Genomic DNA, 18,463 nt, shown 5'->3' on the forward strand with positions numbered 1-18,463 from the left:
AGCGGTGCCGATGACTAGGCACGTGGTCATTCGCGAGGTGGCGCTGCGCGACGGCCTGCAGATCGAAACGCCGATTCCGTTGTCGGCCAAGCTCGAATTGCTGGCCGCGGTCGCCGCGACCGGGGTCCGCGAGGTGGAGGCCACGGCGTTCGTCTCGCCGTCGAAAGTGCCGTCGATGGCCGACGCCGCCGAGCTCGCCGCCCACCTGCACGACTACCCCGACATCGAGTTCTCCGCCCTGGTGGCGAGCCCGAACGGAGCTAAGCGGGCCGTCGCGGCGGGGCTGCGCTCGATCGAGTACGTGGTCGCCGCCGACGACACGTTCAGTCAGGCGAACGTCGGGCGGACCAGCGCCGAGGCCACCAAGGCGATCGACGAGATCGTTGCGATCGCGCACGACGACAACATCACCGTCGAAGTGGTGATCGCGACCGCGTGGGACTCACCGTTCGAAGGCCCCACCCCGCCCCAGCGAGTGCTCGACATCGCCGCGGCCGCCCGCGAGCGCGGCGCCGACCGCCTCTCCATCGCCGACACGATCGGCACCACCACCCCGGGGCGCGTAAGTTCGCTTATCGCGCAACTGCGTCCGGTGATCGGCGACCTACCTCTGGGCGGGCATTTCCACAACACCCGCGGCTCCGGGCTGGCCAGCGCCTACGCCGCGGTCAGCTCCGGGGTGACCCGGCTGGATTCCTCGGTCGGCGGGCTGGGCGGCTGCCCGTTCGCGCCGGGTGCCACCGGCAACATCGCCACCGAGGATCTGGTGTACCTGCTGCGCGACAGCGGCATCGATGTCGACGTCGACCTGCACGCCGCCATCGCCGCGGCGGACGTCGCCAAATCCGTTGTCGGCCACGATCTGCCGAGCGCCCTGCTGCGGGCCGGCGACCGGATGCGGACCTGATGCCCGCACCGGAGGCGCGCACCGCCAAGGGCCGCCAGACCAGGCAGGCCATCGAGCTGGCCGCCCGAAAGCTGTTCGCCGAGCGCGGCTTTCATGGGACCACGCTGGCCGACATCACGTCGGCGGCCGGCAAGTCGCCCGCGGTGTTCTACCGCTATTTCGCCGACAAGGAAGACCTGCTCGCCGCCCTCGCGGAGTCCTTCCTGCACGATGTCGTGACACCGTCGGGGTTGAGTCTCGAGTTACCGGACTCTCCGGAGGACGACGCCTTCTTCACCTCGGTGGTCACCGGGTACTGGAACATGTTCAAGCAGAACATCGGCATCATGATCGCCGTGGCCCAGCTGGCCGCCACCCAGCGACGCTTCGCGGCCGTCCAGAACGAATTCCGCCGCTTCGGCATGGACATCGTCGCCGCCTCGGTCCGCCGCGCCCAGGAGCAGGGCTACGGAACCGAGCTCGACCCGCAACACACCGCGGCGGCCATCGCCCTGCTGTTCGAGAACTTCACCACCGTCTTCGTCGGTCCCTCCAACCTGGGCATCAAGATCAGCGACAAGGACGCCATCGCCACCCTGTCGACGATCTGGAAGAAAACCCTGTACGGCGCTTGAGCCCCTTCAAAGGAGACAACTGTGGATTTCACACTCCCCGAACACCTTCCAGGCCTGCTCGCTCAGATGGACGAGTTCATCGAGGCGGAGATCAAACCGCTGGAGCGCGACCACATCCAGTACTTCGACAAGCGCCGCGAACATGCCCGCACCGACTGGGACAACGACGGCATCCCGACGCGCGAATGGGAGGATCTGCTCGCGGAGATGCGCAGGCGGGCCGACAAGGCGGGCTGGCTGCGGTACGGGCTGCCGGCGTCGCTGGGCGGCCGGGACGGCACCAACGTCGACATGGCCGTCATCCGGGAGCACCTGGCGCACAAGGGCCTCGGCCTGCACAACGACCTGCAGAACGAGTCCTCGATCGTCGGCAACTTCCCGCAGGTGATCATGATGGAGCGCTTCGGCACCGATGAGCAGCGACGGCTCTGGTCCGAAGCGCTGATCACCGGGGAACGTTCGATGGCGTTCGGACTGACCGAGCCCCAGCACGGCTCGGACGCGACATGGCTTCAGACGCGCGCGCAGGCCGACGGCGATGGGTGGGTGATCAACGGCGCCAAGCGGTTCAACACCGGGGTCCACCGCGCGACCCACGACCTGGTGTTCGCGCGCACCTCCGGAGAGCCCGGCCAGGCGCGGGGCATCACGGCGTTTTTGGTGCCGACGGATGCGCCCGGGTTCACCGTCCCCTACTACTGGTGGACGTTCAACATGCCGACCGACCATGGCGAAGTCCAGTTGACCGACGTCCGGGTCCTCGCCGACGCGGTGCTCGGTGAGGTGGACCGCGGCCTGGAGGTCGCGCAGACGTTCCTGCACGAGAACAGGATTCGGCAGGCGGCCAGCAGCCTGGGCGCGGCCCAGTACTGCATCGACCGCGCCGCCGAATACGCCGGGAAGCGGACCGTCTTCGGCAAGCCGCTGTCAGTCAACCAGGCCGTGCAGTGGCCGCTGGCCGAATTGCAAACCGAAGCCCAGATGGTGCGGCTGCTGGTGGCCTATGCCGCCTGGCATCTGGACCGGGACCACCACATGGAGGTCTCGGACAAGGTGTCGATGGCCAACTACCGCGCCAACCGACTCGTCTGCGACGCCGCCGACCGGGCCATGCAGATCTTCGGTGGCCTCGGCTACAGCCGGCACGAGCCGTTCGAGCACATCTATCGCCACCACCGTCGCTACCGGATCACCGAGGGAGCGGAGGAGATCCAGATTCGCCGGGTGGCGCAGCGGCTGTTTAAGTTTGGCAAGTGACATCGACCGAGGAGTTGGCCCCCCAGATCGCCGCGGTGCTGGCGCCGGTCCTCGGTGCCGATGTCGCGATTGAGAACCTGCGCGTGCTGACCGGGGGCGCCAGTCGCTCCACGTGGGCGTTCAACGCGGTCGCCGGCGAGCGACGCCACGTGCTGATCCTGCGCACCGGCGCGCCCGACGACGTGCACGCCGGCATGGAGCTGGAGGCACGCGCTCAGGCCGCCGCCGCGGCGGCAGGCGCACCGGTCCCCCACGTGCTCATCGCCGACGATTCGCCTGCCGCACTGGGCAATCCGTTTCTGATCTGCGACGAGATCGCGGGCGAGACCATCGTCCGGCGCATTCAGCGTCAGCTCGACGCCGCGGGCGGGCAAGCGGCCCGCGGGGAGCTGCTGCGGCAATGTGCGCAGGCCCTGGCCGCCATCCACCGCGCCGACACGAGCATTCCCGGCCTAACCCGCGAGGACCCGCTCACGCAGTGGCGCGAGCGGCTCGACGCCATGGGTGACACCACGGCCACCTTCGAATGGGCTTTTCGCTGGCTGGGCGCCAACCGGCCCGAGCCGTCGGCGGACGTCCTCGTGCACGGGGACTACCGGATGGGCAACCTCATCGTCGACGGGTCCCGCCTCGCCGCGGTCCTCGACTGGGAGCTGGTACACCGCGGCGACGCGTACGACGACCTGGCCTGGTTCTGCATCCGCGCCTGGCGCTTCGGCGCCCCGGCCAGCCTCGGCGCCGGCGGCCTCGGCAGCATCGAAAGCTTCCTGCACGCCTACGAGCAGGCCGGCGGCACTAGCGTCGACCGGGTGGCGTTTCACTGGTGGCTGGTGCTGGCCACGCTGCGCTGGGGCGTCATCTGCCGCTACCAGGCCGAGCGGCATTTGACCGGTCAGTTCCGATCGGTGGAGCTGGCCGCGATCGGCCGCCGCGTGTGCGAGACGGAATGGGACCTGCTCGACCTGCTCGAAGAGGTGCCGGAGTGATCGGCGCGTACGGGCGCCCGCTCGCCGCCGAACTGGTGGCCGCGGTGGCCGAATTTCTGGAGACCGACGTGCGGGCGGCGACCAGCGGGCAGGTCAACTTCCACGCCCGGGTGGCCGCCAACGCGCTGCGCATCGTCGAGCGCGAACTGCTCGACGAGAGCGAGGCCGAATCGCGCGAAGCGCTGGCCGACCTGGGATTCGCCGACGAGGAAGAGCTGGGCGCCGCGATACGCGCGGGCGAGCTGGACGGGCGGGCCCGGGAGGTCACCGCGTGCCTGCGCACACTGGTGCGGCGCCGGGTGGCCGCCGCCCACCCCGGATACGACAGCGATTAGGAGCGAGATCATGGCCGGTGCGAGCGCGGAAATCGTTGCCGACGCGGCAGACCGCCTGTTCACGGCGATCGAAAAGGGTGACTTTGCGGCGGTTGACCGGATGTGGAGCGACGACATCGCGGTGTGGCGAGTCGGCGCGCGCCGCGATGACGGCAAGGCCCGCGCGCTGCGGGTCATCGACTGGTTCATTACCGCGACCACCGAGCGCCATTACGAAATCCTGGACCGGCGATTCTTCGAGGGCGGCTTCGTCCAGCAGCACATCCTGCACGCCACCGGCCATGCCGGCCAATCGATCTCGATGCGGGTCTGCATCGTGATCAGGGTGGCCAGCGACGGCCGGCTCGACCGGATCGACGAGTATTTCGACCCCGCCGAGATCGCGCCGTTGATGGACTAGGCGTTAGATTCGCCACGAGAGATGGGGGTGACGATGACGACTTTGGAAACACTTCTGAACGATCCCGACCTGGCCGGCGTGTGGAACCTCGTCCCCGACCGCTCGGAGATCACCTTCAAGGTCGCAAACATGTGGGGCCTGCTGAAGGTCAAGGGCCGCTTCACCGAGTTCAGCGGCGACGGCCAACTGACGGCGAAGGGTGCGGTTTTCGGCCGCCTCGACATCCGCACCGCCTCCCTGGACACGGGGATAGGCCGTCGCGACAAGCACCTGCGCTCGCCCGACTTCTTCGACGTCGAGCGCTTCGGTGAGATCAGCGTCGTCGTCACCGCGGTGCACCCGACCAAAGGCAAGGCCGCAGACCTCCGCGCCGCGTTGACCATCAAGGGCATCACCGCGCCGCTGCCCCTGTCCGCCACGATCACCGAACTCGACGACGGCTCGATCCGGATCGCCGGGGAAACAAAGGTGGATCGCGCCCAGTTCGACCTGGGCTGGAACCGGCTCGGCATGATCGGCTCGACGGCGAAGGCGGCGGCCGAGGCCGTCTTCGTGCGGGCTGCCCAGTGAAGCCGGTGCGACACCAGTAGCATCTGCACCGTGTCCGATTCCAGCCCCGAATCCAGCGTTGCCCTGCGGATCCTGGTCTACAGCGATAACGCCAAAACCCGTGAACAAGTCATCCGGGCACTGGGCAAGCATCTGCATCCGGACCTGCCCGAGCTGACCTACCTCGAGGTGGCGACCGCCCCGATGGTGGTGCGCCAGATGGACGAGGGCGGCATCGACTTGGCCATTCTCGACGGGGAAGCCACGCCCACCGGCGGCATGGGAATCGCCAAACAACTCAAAGACGAACTCGCCACGTGCCCACCGATCCTGGTGCTCACCGGCCGCCCGGACGACGCCTGGCTGGCGAACTGGTCGCGGGCCGAGGCCGCGGTGCCGCATCCCCTCGATCCCATCGTGCTGGGCCGCACGGTGCTCGGACTGCTCCGCACCCCCACGCGCTAGCCCTTTCACCTGCGGTGATACCGCGCTCAACACCCCGTCGGCGGGCGCGAAACCGCCGTTGAAACGCCGCCGGCCGACCGTGGCGGCGAGCCAACCGGTTGCGCCGACACAAAAACGAGGCGAATACCCCCACCCCGACAAAACACAGCCGTCTTCGCGACGCTATGTTGTGGAGGTCACTGTGGTGGCCCGCAGTCCGGGTACGTCACAGCAGCCCGGCCCCCGCCCGGCCGCCGCACCGGCGGCCCGTACGAGGAGATCTTGGAGCGAGTTGAACGTCTACATACCCATCTTGGTGCTCGGGGCGATAGGCGCGGCCTTCGCCGTGGGATCGGTGGTGATCGCGAGCCTGGCCGGCCCGACGCGTTACAACAAGTCGAAGATGGCGCCTTACGAGTGCGGCATCGAACCCACCGACAGTCCGGTCAGCGGCCCGCACGCGGCGGCCGGCCAGCGGTTCCCGGTGAAGTATTACCTGACCGCAATGCTTTTTATCGTCTTCGACATCGAAATCGTGTTCTTGTATCCATGGGCGGTCAGTTACGACGCGCTGGGAACGTTCGCGTTGGTCGAGATGGTGGTGTTCATGCTCACGGTCTTCGTGGCGTACGCCTATGTGTGGCGTCGCGGCGGCCTGACGTGGGATTGAGGTAGACGTGGGTCTCGAAGAACAGCTGCCCGGTGGGATTCTGCTGTCAACGGTCGAGAAGGTGGCCGGCTATGTGCGCAAGAACTCCTTGTGGCCGGCGACGTTCGGTTTGGCGTGCTGTGCCATCGAGATGATGGCAACCGCCGGGCCAAGATTCGACATCGCGCGGTTCGGCATGGAGCGATTCTCGGCGACGCCGCGGCAGGCCGACCTGATGATCGTCGCGGGCCGCGTGAGCCAGAAGATGGCGCCGGTGCTGCGCCAGATCTACGACCAGATGGGCGAGCCGAAGTGGGTGCTGGCCATGGGTGTGTGCGCGTCGTCCGGCGGGATGTTCAATAACTACGCGATCGTGCAGGGCGTGGACCACGTGGTGCCGGTGGACATCTACCTGCCCGGTTGCCCACCGCGGCCGGAGATGCTGTTGCACGCAATCCTGAAGCTGCACGAGAAGATTCAGGAGATGCCGCTGGGCGTCAACCGCGAAGAAGCCATCGCCGAGGCCGAGCAGGCGGCGCTGGCGGCCCGGCCCACGATCGAGATGCGCGGGCTGCTGCGATGAGCTCGCCCGACCAAGATCCCCAAGAGGCGATCAGCCAGGCCGACGAAGAAGTGATCGACGTGCGCCGCGGCATGTTCGGCGCCGAGGGTTCGGGTGACACGTCCGGCTACGGGCGCCTGGTGCGCGAGGTCATGCTTCCCGGCAGCAGCCCCCGACCCTACGGCCGCTACTTCGACGACGTGGTCGACACACTGGCCCAGGCGCTGAAAAGCGCGGACGTCGAATTCTCTGACGCGATAGAGAAAGTCGTGGTGTACCGCGACGAGCTGACCCTGCACGTGCGCCGCGAGGCGCTGCCCCGAGTCACCCAGCATCTTCGCGATGAGCCGGGGCTGCGCTTCGAGATGTGTCTGGGTGTCAGCGGGGTGCACTACCCCCACGAGACCGGTCGCGAACTGCACGCGGTGTACCCGTTGCAGTCGATCACGCACAATCGCCGCGTCCGCCTGGAAGTGGCTGCGCCGGACAGCGATCCGCACATCCCTTCGCTGTACGGGGTCTACCCGACCACCGACTGGCACGAGCGCGAAACCTACGACTTCTTCGGCATCATCTTCGACGGACACCCGTCGCTGACCCGCATCGAGATGCCCGACGACTGGCATGGCCATCCGCAACGCAAGGACTATCCCCTCGGCGGCATCCCGGTGGAATACAAGGGAGCCCAGATTCCCCCGCCCGACGAGCGGAGAGCGTACAACTGATGAGCACAATCACCGACTCGACGCGCGATGGCGGCGCCCCAGAAGGCCCGGAGACCGTCTTAGTCGCCGGCGGACAGGACTGGGACCAGATCGTCGACGCCGCCCGCAAGGCGGACCCCGGCGAACGGATCGTCGTCAACATGGGTCCCCAGCACCCGTCCACCCACGGGGTGCTGCGCCTGATCCTGGAGATCGAGGGCGAGACGGTCACCGAGGTTCGCTGCGGAATCGGCTACCTACACACCGGGATCGAGAAGAACCTCGAATATCGGTACTGGACCCAGGGCGTCACTTTCGTGACCCGAATGGATTACCTATCACCGTTTTTCAACGAGACGGCGTACTGCCTGGGCGTCGAGAAGCTGCTCGGGATCACCGATCAGATACCGGAGCGAGTCAACGTCATCCGAGTGATGATGATGGAGCTCAACCGGATCTCCTCGCACTTGGTCGCGCTCGCCACCGGCGGCATGGAACTGGGCGCCATGACCCCGATGTTCGTCGGGTTCCGCGGCCGCGAGATCGTGCTGAACCTGTTCGAGAAGATCTCCGGGTTGCGGATGAACAGCGCCTACATCCGGCCGGGCGGCGTGGCGCAGGACCTGCCGCCCAACGCGGAGTCCGACATCGCCGAAGCCCTCAAGCCGCTGCGCCAGGTGCTGCGCGAAATGAGCGGTCTGCTCAACGAGAACGCCATCTGGAAGGCCCGCACCCAGGACGTCGGCTACCTGGACCTGACCGGCTGCATGGCGCTCGGGATCACCGGACCGATCCTGCGCGCCACCGGGTTGCCCCACGATCTGCGCAAGAGCGAACCGTACTGCGGATATGAAAACTACGAATTCGACGTGATGACCGCCGACACATGTGATGCTTACGGGCGCTACATGATTCGCGTCAACGAGATGTGGGAGTCGATCAAGATCGTCGAGCAGTGTCTGGACAAGTTGAAGCCGGGCCCGACCATGATCGAGGACCGCAAGATCGCCTGGCCGGCCGACCTCAAGGTGGGCCCGGACGGGATGGGTAACTCACAGGAGCACATCGCCAAGATCATGGGCGGCTCGATGGAGGCCTTGATCCACCACTTCAAGCTGGTCACCGAGGGCATCCGGGTTCCGGCGGGCCAGGTCTACACCGCGGTGGAGTCACCGCGCGGGGAGCTTGGCGTGCACATGGTGAGCGACGGCGGCACCCGCCCCTACCGCGTGCACTACCGGGACCCGTCCTTCACCAACCTGCAGTCGGTCGCCGCGATGTCCGAGGGCGGGATGGTGGCCGACCTGATCACCGCGGTCGCCAGCATCGACCCGGTCATGGGCGGGGTGGATCGGTGACCGGCCCGCAAGGACAGCCGGTGTTCATCCGGCTCGGACCACCGCCCGAGGAACCCAACGCGTTCGTGGTTGAGGGTGCGCCGCAATCGTATTCGGCGGAAGTGCGGGCGCGGCTGGAGGTCGACGCCAAGGAGATCATGGGCCGCTACCCCAATAAGCGCTCGGCGCTGCTGCCGTTGCTGCACCTGGTGCAGGCCGAGGACTCCTACCTGACCCCGGCCGGTTTGGAGTTCTGCGGTGAGCAGCTGGGCCTGACCGGCGCCGAGGTGTCGGCGGTGGCGAGCTTCTACACGATGTACCGCCGCGGACCCACCGGCGATTACCTGGTCGGTGTCTGCACCAACACGCTGTGCGCCATCATGGGCGGCGACGCCGTATTCGACGCTCTGCAGGATCATTTGGGCATCGGCAACGACGAGACCACCGCAGACGGCTCCGTCACCCTGCAACACATCGAGTGCAACGCCGCCTGCGACTACGCGCCGGTGGTGATGGTCAACTGGGAGTTCTTCGACAACCAGACACCGGAGTCGGCCCGCGAGCTCGTCGACTCGTTGCGCTCAGGCACGCCCAAGCCGCCCACCCGCGGTGCCCCGCTGTGCGCCTTCCGCGAGACGTCACGCATCCTGGCCGGCCTGCCCGACGAACGGCCCGACCAGGGCCAGGGCGGCGCGGGCGAGGCCACGCTGGCGGGCCTGAAGGTGGCGAAGGAAAACGGCATGCAGGCGCCCACCCCGCCGGGAGGCCAGTCATGACCAGCTCTCAGGCCACGCCGCTGACCCCGGTCATCAGCCGGTTCTGGGACGATCCCGAGTCGTGGACTCTTGAGACCTACCACCGACACGACGGCTATCAGGGGATGAAGAAGGCGCTGGCCATGGCGCCCGACGACGTGATCGCCACCGTCAAGGACTCCGGGTTGCGCGGGCGCGGCGGCGCCGGCTTCTCGACCGGAACGAAGTGGTCGTTCATCCCGCAGGGCGACACCGGCGCAGCCGCCAAGCCGCACTACCTGGTGGTCAACGCCGACGAGTCGGAACCCGGTACGTGCAAGGACATTCCGTTGATGCTGGCGACGCCGCACGTCCTCATCGAGGGCGTCATCATCGCCGCCTACGCGATCCGGGCCAGCCACGCGTTCATCTACGTGCGCGGGGAAGTGCTGCCGGTGTTGCGCCGCCTGCAGAACGCGGTGGCCGAGGCCTACGCCGCCGGATACCTGGGCCGCGACATCAACGGCTCGGGTTTCGACCTGGAGCTGGTGGTGCACGCCGGCGCCGGCGCCTACATCTGCGGCGAGGAAACCGCGCTGCTCGATTCGCTGGAAGGCCGTCGCGGCCAGCCGCGGCTCCGGCCGCCGTTCCCCGCGGTGGCGGGGCTCTATGGCTGTCCCACGGTGATCAACAACGTCGAGACGATCGCCAGCGTGCCGTCCATCATCCTCAACGGCGTCGAATGGTTCCGGTCGATGGGCACCGAGAAATCGCCTGGCTTCACGCTGTATTCGCTCTCCGGGCATGTCGCCCGGCCCGGCCAGTACGAGGCCCCGCTGGGTATCACGCTGCGCGAGTTGCTCGCCTACGCCGGCGGGGTGCGGGCCGGGCACCGGCTCAAGTTCTGGACACCCGGCGGGTCGTCCACCCCGCTGCTCACCGACGAGCACCTCGACGTGCCGTTGGACTACGAGGGTGTGGGCGCGGTCGGCTCGATGCTGGGCACCAAGGCGCTGGAGATCTTCGACGAGACCACCTGCGTGGTGCGTGCGGTGCAGCGTTGGACGTACTTCTACAAGCACGAATCGTGCGGGAAGTGCACCCCCTGCCGGGAGGGCACCTTCTGGCTGGACCAGATCTACGACCGGCTGGAATCCGGCAAGGGCACCAACGAGGACATCGACAAGCTCTTGGACATCTCCGACTCCATCTTGGGAAAGGCGTTCTGCGCGTTGGGCGATGGTGCCGCGAGCCCGGTGATGTCGTCGATCAAGTACTTCCGCGACGAATACGTGGCGCACGTCGAAGACGGTGGCTGCCCGTTCGACCCCCGAGACTCCATGCTGAACGGAAAGGCTTGACGCTCTTATGACTCAGGCGGCGAAGACGGACACCGGTGACGAGGTGCGCCCGCCGGACATGGTGACGCTGACCATCGACGGCAACGAAATCAGCGTGCCCAAGGGCACACTGGTGATCCGCGCGGCCGAGTTGATGGGCATCCAGATCCCGCGATTCTGCGACCACCCGCTGCTCGAGCCGGTCGGCGCGTGCCGGCAGTGCCTGGTTGAGGTCGAGGGGCAGCGCAAACCGATGGCGTCGTGCACCACTGTCGCCACCGATGACATGGTCGTGCGCACGCAGCTCACGTCGGAGGCCGCGGACAAAGCCCAGCACGGTGTGATGGAGCTGCTGCTCATCAATCACCCGCTGGACTGCCCGATGTGCGACAAGGGTGGCGAGTGCCCGCTGCAGAACCAGGCGATGTCCAACGGCCGCGCCGATTCCCGCTTCACCGACGTCAAGAGGACCTTCGCCAAGCCCATCAACATCTCCGCACAGGTGCTGCTGGATCGTGAGCGCTGCATCCTGTGCGCCCGCTGCACGCGGTTCTCCGAGCAGATCGCCGGGGACATTTTCATCGACATGCAGGAGCGCGGCGCCCTGCAGCAGGTCGGCATCTACGCCAATGAGCCGTTCGACTCGTACTTCTCGGGCAACACGGTGCAGATCTGCCCGGTGGGCGCGCTGACCGGCACCGCCTACCGTTTCCGGGCCCGCCCCTTCGACCTGGTGTCCAGCCCCAGCGTCTGCGAACACTGCGCGTCCGGGTGCGCCCAGCGCACCGACCACCGCCGCGGCAAGGTATTGCGCCGGCTGGCCGGCGACGACCCGGAAGTCAACGAGGAGTGGAACTGCGACAAGGGGCGGTGGGCGTTCAGCTACGCGACCCAGCCGGATGTGATCGGCACTCCCCTGATTCGCGACGCGGACGGCACGCTGGTGCCCGCGTCGTGGTCGCACGCGATGGCGATGGCGATTCGGGGCCTCGACGCGGCCCGCGGGCGCACGGGTGTGTTGGTTGGTGGTCGGGCCACCTTGGAAGACGCCTACGCGTACTCCAAATTCGCCCGAATCGTGTTGGACAGCAACGATATTGACTTCCGCGCCCGCCCGAACTCGGCCGAGGAGGCCGACTTCCTGGCGTCACGCATCGCCGGCCGGCGCGACGTCAGCTACTCCGATCTGGAATCGGCGCCGGTGGTGGTGCTGGTCGGATTCGAGCCCGAAGACGAGTCGCCCATCATGTTCCTGCGGCTGCGCAAGGCCGCCCGCAAGCACCGGCTGCCGGTGTATGCGGTGGCGCCGTTCGCCACCCGGGCGCTGGAGAAGATGTCTGGGCGGCTCATCAAAACCGCCCCGGGGGACGAAGCGGCGGCGCTGGACGGGCTGGCCACCGGCGAGGTGGGCGACCTGCTGTCCACCGCCGGAGCGGTCATCATGGTCGGCGAACGCCTGGCCACGGTGCCCGGCGGATTGTCCGCCGCCGCCCGGCTCGCCGAGTCCACCGGGGCCCGGCTGGCGTGGGTGCCGCGCCGAGCCGGCGAGCGGGGCGCGCTGGAGGCCGGCGCGCTGCCCGCCCTGCTGCCGGGCGGCCGCCCCCTCGACGACGAGACCGCCCGCGCGCAGATCGCGGCGGCATGGCACGTCTCCGAATTGCCTTCCGCCGCAGGGCGTGACGTCGATGGCATCCTGGCCGCCGCCGCCGACGGGACGCTGGGCGCACTGCTTGTCGGCGGTGTCGAACCCGACGACTTCGCCGACCCCGACGCGGTGCTGGCCGCGCTGGACTCCGCCGGATTCGTGGTCAGCCTGGAGCTGCGGCGCAGCGCCGTCACCGACCGCGCCGACGTGGTGTTTCCCGTCGCGCCGACGACGCAGAAGGCCGGGGCCTTCGTCAACTGGGAGGGCCGCTACCGCCCGTTCGAACCGGCGCTGCGCTGGAGCAGCGAGCAAGCCAGCCAGTCCGACCACCAAGTGCTCGACGCGCTGGCCGACGAGATGGGCGTCTACTTGGGGCTGTCGACCGCCGCGGCGGCCCGCGCCGAACTCGCCGCGCTGGGCACCTGGGACGGCAATTGGGCCGCCGGCCCGGCCGTAGCGGCCCCGGAACCGGCCCAGGCCGGGTCCGGCGAGGCGGTGCTGACCGGCTGGCGGATGTTGCTGGACAACGGCCGAATGCAAGACGGCGAACCGCATCTGGCCGGGACCGCGCGCAAGCCCGCGGTGCGGCTGTCGGCCGACACGGCCGCCGAGATCGGCGCCGCCGACGGTGACGCGGTCACCGTCAGCACGCCACGCGGGTCGATCAGCCTGCCGCTGATCATCACCGACATGCCCGACCGGGTGGTGTGGCTTCCGCTGAACTCCCCGGGTTGCGCCGTCCACCGGCAGCTGGGCGTAACCCTGGGCAGCACAGTCAAAATCGGAGTGGGCTCATGACGACGACCTCCTTGACCGCCTTCGGGCACGACACCTGGTGGCTGGTGCTGGGCAAGGCGCTAGCCATCTTCGTTTTCCTCATGCTCAACGTGCTGGTCGCGATCCTGCTCGAGCGCAAGATTCTCGGCTGGATGCAGCTGCGGCCCGGGCCGAACCGCGCGGGACCGTGGGGTGTCCTGCAGAGCCTGGCCGACGGAATCAAGTTGGCGCTCAAGGAAACCATCACGCCGGGGGGCGTCGACAAGTTCGTCTACTTCGCGGCGCCGGTCATCTCCACCATCCCCGCGTTCACCGCCTTCGCGTTCATCCCGTTCGGGCCGGTGGTGTCGGTGTTCGGGCACCGCACACCACTGCAGCTGACCGACGTCCCGGTGGCGGTGCTGTTCATCCTGGGGCTTTCGGCGATCGGCGTGTACGGCATCGTGCTGGGCGGCTGGGCGTCCGGGTCCACCTACCCGCTGCTGGGCGGGGTGCGCTCCACCGCGCAGGTCATCTCCTACGAGGTGGCGATGGGGCTGTCGTTCGCGGCGGTGTTTCTTTACGCCGGCTCCATGTCGACATCACAGATCGTCGCGGCGCAGGACCGGGTCTGGTACGTGTTCCTGCTGCTGCCGTCGTTCGTCATCTACCTGATCTCCATGGTCGGCGAAACCAACCGGGCGCCATTCGATTTGCCCGAGGCCGAGGGTGAGCTGGTCGCCGGATTCCACACCGAGTACTCGTCGCTGAAGTTCGCGATGTTCATGCTGGCCGAATACGTCAACATGATGACGGTTTCGTCGCTGGCCACCGTCCTGTTCTTCGGCGGCTGGCACGCACCATGGCCCATCAACATGTGGGCCGGCGCCAACACCGGGTGGTGGCCGCTGCTCTGGTTCACCGCCAAGATGTGGACATTCCTGTTCGTCTACTTCTGGCTGCGGGCCTCCCTGCCCCGGCTGCGCTACGACCAGTTCATGGGGCTGGGCTGGAAGCTGCTGATCCCGGCCTCGCTGGTCTGGGTGTTGATCGCGGCGGTGATCCGCACCCTGCAGAACCAGGGGTACGCGCACTGGACCCCGGTGCTGGTCGCCTGCAGCATCGTGTTCGCGACGGCGCTGGTGCTGTTGTTGCGAAAACCGTTCGCTACGCCCGGTATTCGCGCGCTGGAGCGACAGCTCCGCCGCGAGGCCAAGCAACTCCCGGCCGGACAGACCCCCACACCGGTATTCCCGACACCGCCGCTGCCGATGAAGTCCCTGGCGGCCGCGAGCAAGGAGAAAGCACGTGGCTAAGTTCTTAGACGCCGTGGCCGGATTCGGCGTGACGTTCGGCTCGATGTTCAAAAGGCACGTCACAGAGGAGTATCCGGAGAAGCCGGGCCCGGTAGCGCCGCGATATCACGGCCGTCACCAGCTCAACCGTTACCCCGACGGCCTGGAGAAATGCATCGGGTGCGAACTGTGCGCCTGGGCGTGCCCGGCCGACGCGATCTACGTCGAGGGCGCGGACAACACCGAGGAGCTCCGGTATTCGCCCGGGGAACGCTACGGCCGGGTCTATCAAATCAACTACCTGCGTTGCATCGGCTGCGGCCTGTGCATCGAGGCCTGCCCGACCCGGGCGCTGACGATGACCAACGACTACGAGATGGCCGACGACAACCGCGCCGACCTGATCTACGAGAAGGACCGGCTGCTCGCGCCGCTGCTGCAAGACATGCTCGCGCCGCCGCACCCCCGGGCGCCCGGCGCCACCGACAAGGATTACTACCAGGGCAACGTCACCGCGAATGGGCTGCGCGAAACCGAGAGCGCCGGGGAATCCCGGTGACTGGGGTAACGGGCCAGCTCCTGGCTTCCAATCTGGCTTCCGACACGATCGTCCGCACCTCCACCGGTGAGGCCGTGGCGTTCTGGGTGCTCGGAGCGCTGGCGCTGATCGGCGCGATCGGGGTGGTGCTGGCGGTGAACGCCGTGTACTCGGCGATGTTCCTGGCAATGACGATGATCATCCTCGCGGTGTTCTACATGATCCAGGACGCGCTGTTTCTGGGCGTCGTCCAGGTCGTGGTCTACACCGGCGCGGTGATGATGCTGTTCTTGTTCGTGCTGATGCTGATCGGCGTGGACTCCGCGGAATCCCTGAAGGAGACGCTGCACGGCCAGCGCATCGCGGCCGTGCTGGCCGGGGTGGGGTTCGGCGTTTTGCTGATCGCCGCGATCGGCGCCTCCGCGACCGGCGGCTTCGCGGGGCTGACCACCGCCAACGCGAACGGCAACGTGGAAGGGCTTGCCGCGCTGATCTTCTCCCGATATGTCTGGGCGTTCGAACTCACCAGCGCGCTGCTGATCACCGCGGCCGTCGGGGCGATGGTGCTGGCACACCGCGAGCGTTTCGAGCGCCGCAAGACGCAGCGGGAGCTCGCGCAGGAGAGATTCCAGCCCGGCGGGCACCCCACCCCGATGCCCAGCCCCGGCGTCTACGCGCGGCACAACGCCGTCGACGTGGCCGCGCTGCTGCCGGACGGTTCGTACTCGGAGCTGTCGGTGTCACCCATCCTGCGCAGCCGCGGCGCCGACGGCAAGGAAACTCCCTCGCGTCAGGCGATCAAAGGCGGCACGTCATGAATCCGGCCAATTACCTCTACCTTTCGGCCCTGCTGTTCACCATCGGGGCCTCGGGTGTGCTGTTGCGACGCAACGCCATCGTGATGTTCATGTGCGTCGAGCTGATGCTGAACGCGGTCAACCTGGCGTTCGTCACGTTCGCGCGGATGCACGGCCACCTGGACGGGCAGATGATCGCGTTCTTCACGATGGTGGTGGCCGCGTGCGAGGTCGTCGTCGGCCTGGCGATCATCATGACGATTTTCCGTGCCCGCAAATCGGCGTCGGTCGACGACGCGAACCTACTCAAAGGCTGACGACGCCAACATGACTCACTACACCTGGCTGCTGGTGGCACTGCCGCTGGCGGGTGCCGCCGTCCTGTTGTTCGGCGGGCGACGCACCGACGCCTGGGGCCACTGGCTGGGCTGCGCCACCGCCCTCGCGGCGTTCGGCGTCGGCCTGAACCTGCTGAACGAGCTGCTCGGCCGCGGCGCGGACGACCGCGTGATCCACCAAACGGTGTTCACCTGGATCCCGGTCGGCCAACTGCAGGTGGACTTCGGCCTGCAGATCGACCAGCTCTCGGTGTGTTTCGTGCTGCTGATCTCGGGCGTCGGGTCGCTGATCCACATCTATTCGGTCGCCTACATGGCCGAGGACCCGGACCGCCGAAGGTTTTTCGGCTACCTCAACCTGTTCCTCGCCTCGATGCTGCTGCTGGTGGTCGCCGACAACTACGTGGTCCTCTACGTCGGCTGGGAAGGCGTGGGCCTGGCGTCCTACCTGCTCATCGGGTTCTGGTACCACAAGCCCACGGCCGCGACCGCCGCCAAGAAGGCGTTCGTGATGAACCGCGTCGGGGACGCCGGGCTGGCCCTGGGAATGTTCTTGATGTTCAGCACCTTCGGCACGCTGTCCTACGCCGGGGTGTTCGGCGGCGCACCGGCCGCCGGCCGCGGCGCGCTGACGGCGATGGGGTTGCTGCTGCTGTTGGGTGCCTGCGCCAAGTCGGCGCAGGTCCCGCTGCAGGCCTGGTTGGGTGACGCCATGGAGGGCCCGACCCCGGTGTCCGCGCTGATCCACGCCGCCACCATGGTGACCGCCGGCGTCTACCTCATCGTGCGGTCCAACCCGCTCTACAACCTGGCGCCCGATGCTCAGACCGCCGTCGTCGTCGTCGGCGCCGTCACGTTGTTGCTCGGGGCGTTCATCGGCTGCGCCAAGGACGACATCAAGCGCGCGCTGGCGGCATCCACGATGAGCCAGATCGGCTACATGGTGCTGGCCGCCGGATTGGGCCCGGCCGGTTACGCGTTCGCGATCATGCATCTGCTCACCCACGGCTTCTTCAAGGCGGGCTTGTTCCTCGGCTCCGGCGCGGTGATCCACGCGATGCACGAGGAACAGGACATGCGCCGCTACGGTGGCCTGCGCGCGGCGCTGCCGATCACCTTCGCCACCTTCGGCCTCGGGTATCTGGCGATCATCGGCGTGCCGCCGTTCGCTGGCTTCTTCTCCAAGGACGCCATCATCGAGGCAGCGCTGGGCGCCGGCGACGTCCGCGGCTATGTGCTGGGCGGGGCGGCGCTGCTGGGCGCGGGCGTCACCGCGTTCTACATGACTCGCGTCATGCTGATGACGTTCTTCGGCAAAAAGCGCTGGGCGCCAAACACCCATCCGCACGAGGCGCCCGGCCTGATGACGTGGCCGATGATTCTGCTCGCCGTCGGCTCGGTGTTCTCCGGTGGGCTGCTGGCGTGGCGGGGCACCCTGCAACGCTGGCTCGAGCCGGTCGTCGGTAAGCACGAAGAGGTGACGCACGCCTTCCCCGCCTGGGTGAGCACCGCCCTGGCGCTGGGCGTGGTCATCGTCGGGATCGCGGTGGCCTACCGGTTGTACGCGAACGCCGAAATTCCCAGGGTGGCACCGCTTGCGGTGTCACCGCTCACGACGGCCGCACGCAGGGACTTCTACGGCGACGCCTTCAACGAGGAGGTGTTCATGCGCCCCGGGGCGGAACTGACCCAAGCGCTCGTCGACGTCGACAACGCGGGGGTGGACGGTTCGGTCAACGCGCTGGCCGCGCTGGTAAGCCGAACTTCGAATCGCCTGCGGGGGCTGCAAACCGGCTTCGCCCGCAACTACGCATTGTCGATGCTCACGGGCGCGGTCCTGGTGGTCGCACTGATCCTGGCGGTGAAACTGTGGTGAGAAATCTGCCCTGGCTGAGCATCCTGTGGCTGGTGCCGCTGGCCGGCTCGGTGCTCGTCATCGTGCTGCCTCCGGGGCTGCGCCGGCTCGCCAAGTGGACCGGCCTGGTCTTCGGTGTCGCGACTCTCGCGATCGCGATCGTCATCACCCTCGGCTTCAAGTCCGGTGGCACCACTTACCAGTTCGTCGAAAGCCATTCCTGGATACCGGCGTTCGGCGCCACCTACTCGCTCGGAGTGGACGGCATCGCCGTGGTGCTGGTGCTGCTCACCGCGGTGCTGATCCCGGTGCTGCAGGTGGCCGGCTGGAACGACGGAGGAGAACGCAGCCCTCGCGGGGTGCACGCATATGTCGCCCTGACGCTGGCCATCGAGTCGATGGCTGTCTCTTATACACATCT

General features: G+C 67.6%; 19 protein-coding genes and 2 pseudogenes. All 21 read left to right on the top strand.

Translation table 11 applies throughout. The features are described from left to right. Window positions 1-10 precede the first annotated feature (10 nt). Entirely contained in the window at window positions 11-907 is an 897-nt protein-coding gene (locus A5758_RS05470; protein ID WP_067737485.1) for a hydroxymethylglutaryl-CoA lyase, read from the top strand. Next, on the top strand, window positions 907-1,521 hold the full coding sequence (locus A5758_RS05475) for a TetR/AcrR family transcriptional regulator (RefSeq protein WP_082939383.1): 615 nt from the start codon (window positions 907-909) through the stop codon (window positions 1,519-1,521). The genes A5758_RS05470 and A5758_RS05475 overlap by 1 nt, the downstream gene beginning before the upstream one ends. A gap of 21 nt (window positions 1,522-1,542) precedes the next feature. Further along, window positions 1,543-2,778, top strand: coding sequence for an acyl-CoA dehydrogenase family protein (locus A5758_RS05480; protein WP_067737488.1), 1,236 nt, complete (start codon window positions 1,543-1,545; stop codon window positions 2,776-2,778). Further along, window positions 2,775-3,764, top strand: a complete 990-nt coding sequence (locus tag A5758_RS05485) for a phosphotransferase family protein (RefSeq protein WP_067737492.1) — start codon at window positions 2,775-2,777, stop codon at window positions 3,762-3,764. Before A5758_RS05480 ends, A5758_RS05485 begins: the two co-directional genes overlap by 4 nt. Further along, on the top strand, window positions 3,761-4,099 hold the full coding sequence (locus A5758_RS05490) for a DUF6285 domain-containing protein (protein ID WP_067737495.1): 339 nt from the start codon (window positions 3,761-3,763) through the stop codon (window positions 4,097-4,099). The genes A5758_RS05485 and A5758_RS05490 overlap by 4 nt, the downstream gene beginning before the upstream one ends. A 10-nt stretch (window positions 4,100-4,109) precedes the next feature. Further along, entirely contained in the window at window positions 4,110-4,499 is a 390-nt protein-coding gene (locus A5758_RS05495; protein ID WP_067208244.1) for a nuclear transport factor 2 family protein, read from the top strand. A gap of 33 nt (window positions 4,500-4,532) precedes the next feature. Next, window positions 4,533-5,069, top strand: coding sequence for a YceI family protein (locus A5758_RS05500; RefSeq protein ID WP_067208390.1), 537 nt, complete (start codon window positions 4,533-4,535; stop codon window positions 5,067-5,069). Window positions 5,070-5,099: 30 nt separating this feature from the next. Next, complete coding sequence (locus A5758_RS05505; RefSeq protein WP_046185372.1) at window positions 5,100-5,513, top strand: response regulator transcription factor; 414 nt, start codon at window positions 5,100-5,102, stop codon at window positions 5,511-5,513. Window positions 5,514-5,784: 271 nt separating this feature from the next. Continuing rightward, window positions 5,785-6,162: an NADH-quinone oxidoreductase subunit A gene (locus A5758_RS05510; RefSeq protein ID WP_067208247.1), complete on the top strand. Its 378-nt coding sequence runs from the start codon at window positions 5,785-5,787 to the stop codon at window positions 6,160-6,162. A gap of 7 nt (window positions 6,163-6,169) precedes the next feature. Then, complete coding sequence (locus A5758_RS05515; protein WP_066946610.1) at window positions 6,170-6,724, top strand: NADH-quinone oxidoreductase subunit B family protein; 555 nt, start codon at window positions 6,170-6,172, stop codon at window positions 6,722-6,724. Continuing rightward, window positions 6,721-7,428 carry an NADH-quinone oxidoreductase subunit C gene (locus tag A5758_RS05520; RefSeq protein WP_067737498.1) on the top strand — a complete coding sequence of 236 codons (708 nt, stop codon included), beginning with the start codon at window positions 6,721-6,723 and terminating at the stop codon, window positions 7,426-7,428. The genes A5758_RS05515 and A5758_RS05520 overlap by 4 nt, the downstream gene beginning before the upstream one ends. Next, window positions 7,428-8,765, top strand: a complete 1,338-nt coding sequence (nuoD, locus tag A5758_RS05525) for an NADH dehydrogenase (quinone) subunit D (protein WP_067737501.1) — start codon at window positions 7,428-7,430, stop codon at window positions 8,763-8,765. The genes A5758_RS05520 and nuoD overlap by 1 nt, the downstream gene beginning before the upstream one ends. After that, window positions 8,762-9,520: an NADH-quinone oxidoreductase subunit NuoE gene (gene nuoE / locus A5758_RS05530; RefSeq protein WP_067208257.1), complete on the top strand. Its 759-nt coding sequence runs from the start codon at window positions 8,762-8,764 to the stop codon at window positions 9,518-9,520. Before nuoD ends, nuoE begins: the two co-directional genes overlap by 4 nt. Then, window positions 9,517-10,839 (top strand): NADH-quinone oxidoreductase subunit NuoF, encoded by a 1,323-nt coding sequence (nuoF, locus tag A5758_RS05535; protein WP_067737504.1) that lies wholly within the window; start codon window positions 9,517-9,519, stop codon window positions 10,837-10,839. Before nuoE ends, nuoF begins: the two co-directional genes overlap by 4 nt. 7 nt (window positions 10,840-10,846) lie before the next feature. After that, window positions 10,847-13,261, top strand: a complete 2,415-nt coding sequence (locus A5758_RS05540; protein ID WP_067737507.1) for an NADH-quinone oxidoreductase subunit G — start codon at window positions 10,847-10,849, stop codon at window positions 13,259-13,261. An 11-nt stretch (window positions 13,262-13,272) separates the two neighbouring features. Then, a complete protein-coding gene (gene nuoH / locus A5758_RS05545) occupies window positions 13,273-14,535 on the top strand; it encodes an NADH-quinone oxidoreductase subunit NuoH (RefSeq protein ID WP_067737556.1) in 1,263 nt (420 codons plus the stop codon). Next, window positions 14,507-15,073, top strand: a pseudogene (gene nuoI, locus A5758_RS05550) (NADH-quinone oxidoreductase subunit NuoI); the annotation flags it as partial. The gene nuoH and the pseudogene nuoI, both read left to right, overlap by 29 nt. 20 nt (window positions 15,074-15,093) lie before the next feature. Continuing rightward, the gene (locus A5758_RS05555) at window positions 15,094-15,870 is read left to right on the top strand and encodes an NADH-quinone oxidoreductase subunit J (RefSeq protein ID WP_067208393.1); all 777 of its coding nucleotides are present in this window, start codon (window positions 15,094-15,096) and stop codon (window positions 15,868-15,870) included. Further along, window positions 15,867-16,166: an NADH-quinone oxidoreductase subunit NuoK gene (gene nuoK / locus A5758_RS05560; RefSeq protein ID WP_007168303.1), complete on the top strand. Its 300-nt coding sequence runs from the start codon at window positions 15,867-15,869 to the stop codon at window positions 16,164-16,166. Before A5758_RS05555 ends, nuoK begins: the two co-directional genes overlap by 4 nt. Window positions 16,167-16,176: 10 nt before the next feature. Beyond that, a complete protein-coding gene (gene nuoL / locus A5758_RS05565; protein WP_067737510.1) occupies window positions 16,177-18,063 on the top strand; it encodes an NADH-quinone oxidoreductase subunit L in 1,887 nt (628 codons plus the stop codon). Further along, window positions 18,057-18,463, top strand: a pseudogene (locus A5758_RS05570) (NADH-quinone oxidoreductase subunit M); the annotation flags it as partial. The gene nuoL and the pseudogene A5758_RS05570, both read left to right, overlap by 7 nt.

This window comes from Mycobacterium sp. 852014-50255_SCH5639931, from assembly GCF_001665605.1.
GTDB classification, from domain to species: domain Bacteria; phylum Actinomycetota; class Actinomycetes; order Mycobacteriales; family Mycobacteriaceae; genus Mycobacterium; species Mycobacterium paraffinicum.

Excerpts from the sequence above, each read along its gene's own strand:
- nuoK (WP_007168303.1), top strand. The coding sequence starts at position 15,867 with ATGAATCCGGCCAATTACCTCTACCTTTCGGCCCTGCTGTTCACCATC.
- nuoF (WP_067737504.1), top strand. The coding sequence starts at position 9,517 with ATGACCAGCTCTCAGGCCACGCCGCTGACCCCGGTCATCAGCCGGTTC.
- A5758_RS05520 (WP_067737498.1), top strand. The coding sequence starts at position 6,721 with ATGAGCTCGCCCGACCAAGATCCCCAAGAGGCGATCAGCCAGGCCGAC.
- A5758_RS05470 (WP_067737485.1), top strand. The coding sequence starts at position 11 with ATGACTAGGCACGTGGTCATTCGCGAGGTGGCGCTGCGCGACGGCCTG.
- A5758_RS05475 (WP_082939383.1), top strand. The coding sequence starts at position 907 with ATGCCCGCACCGGAGGCGCGCACCGCCAAGGGCCGCCAGACCAGGCAG.
- A5758_RS05540 (WP_067737507.1), top strand. The coding sequence starts at position 10,847 with ATGACTCAGGCGGCGAAGACGGACACCGGTGACGAGGTGCGCCCGCCG.
- nuoL (WP_067737510.1), top strand. The coding sequence starts at position 16,177 with ATGACTCACTACACCTGGCTGCTGGTGGCACTGCCGCTGGCGGGTGCC.
- A5758_RS05500 (WP_067208390.1), top strand. The coding sequence starts at position 4,533 with ATGACGACTTTGGAAACACTTCTGAACGATCCCGACCTGGCCGGCGTG.
- A5758_RS05495 (WP_067208244.1), top strand. The coding sequence starts at position 4,110 with ATGGCCGGTGCGAGCGCGGAAATCGTTGCCGACGCGGCAGACCGCCTG.
- nuoD (WP_067737501.1), top strand. The coding sequence starts at position 7,428 with ATGAGCACAATCACCGACTCGACGCGCGATGGCGGCGCCCCAGAAGGC.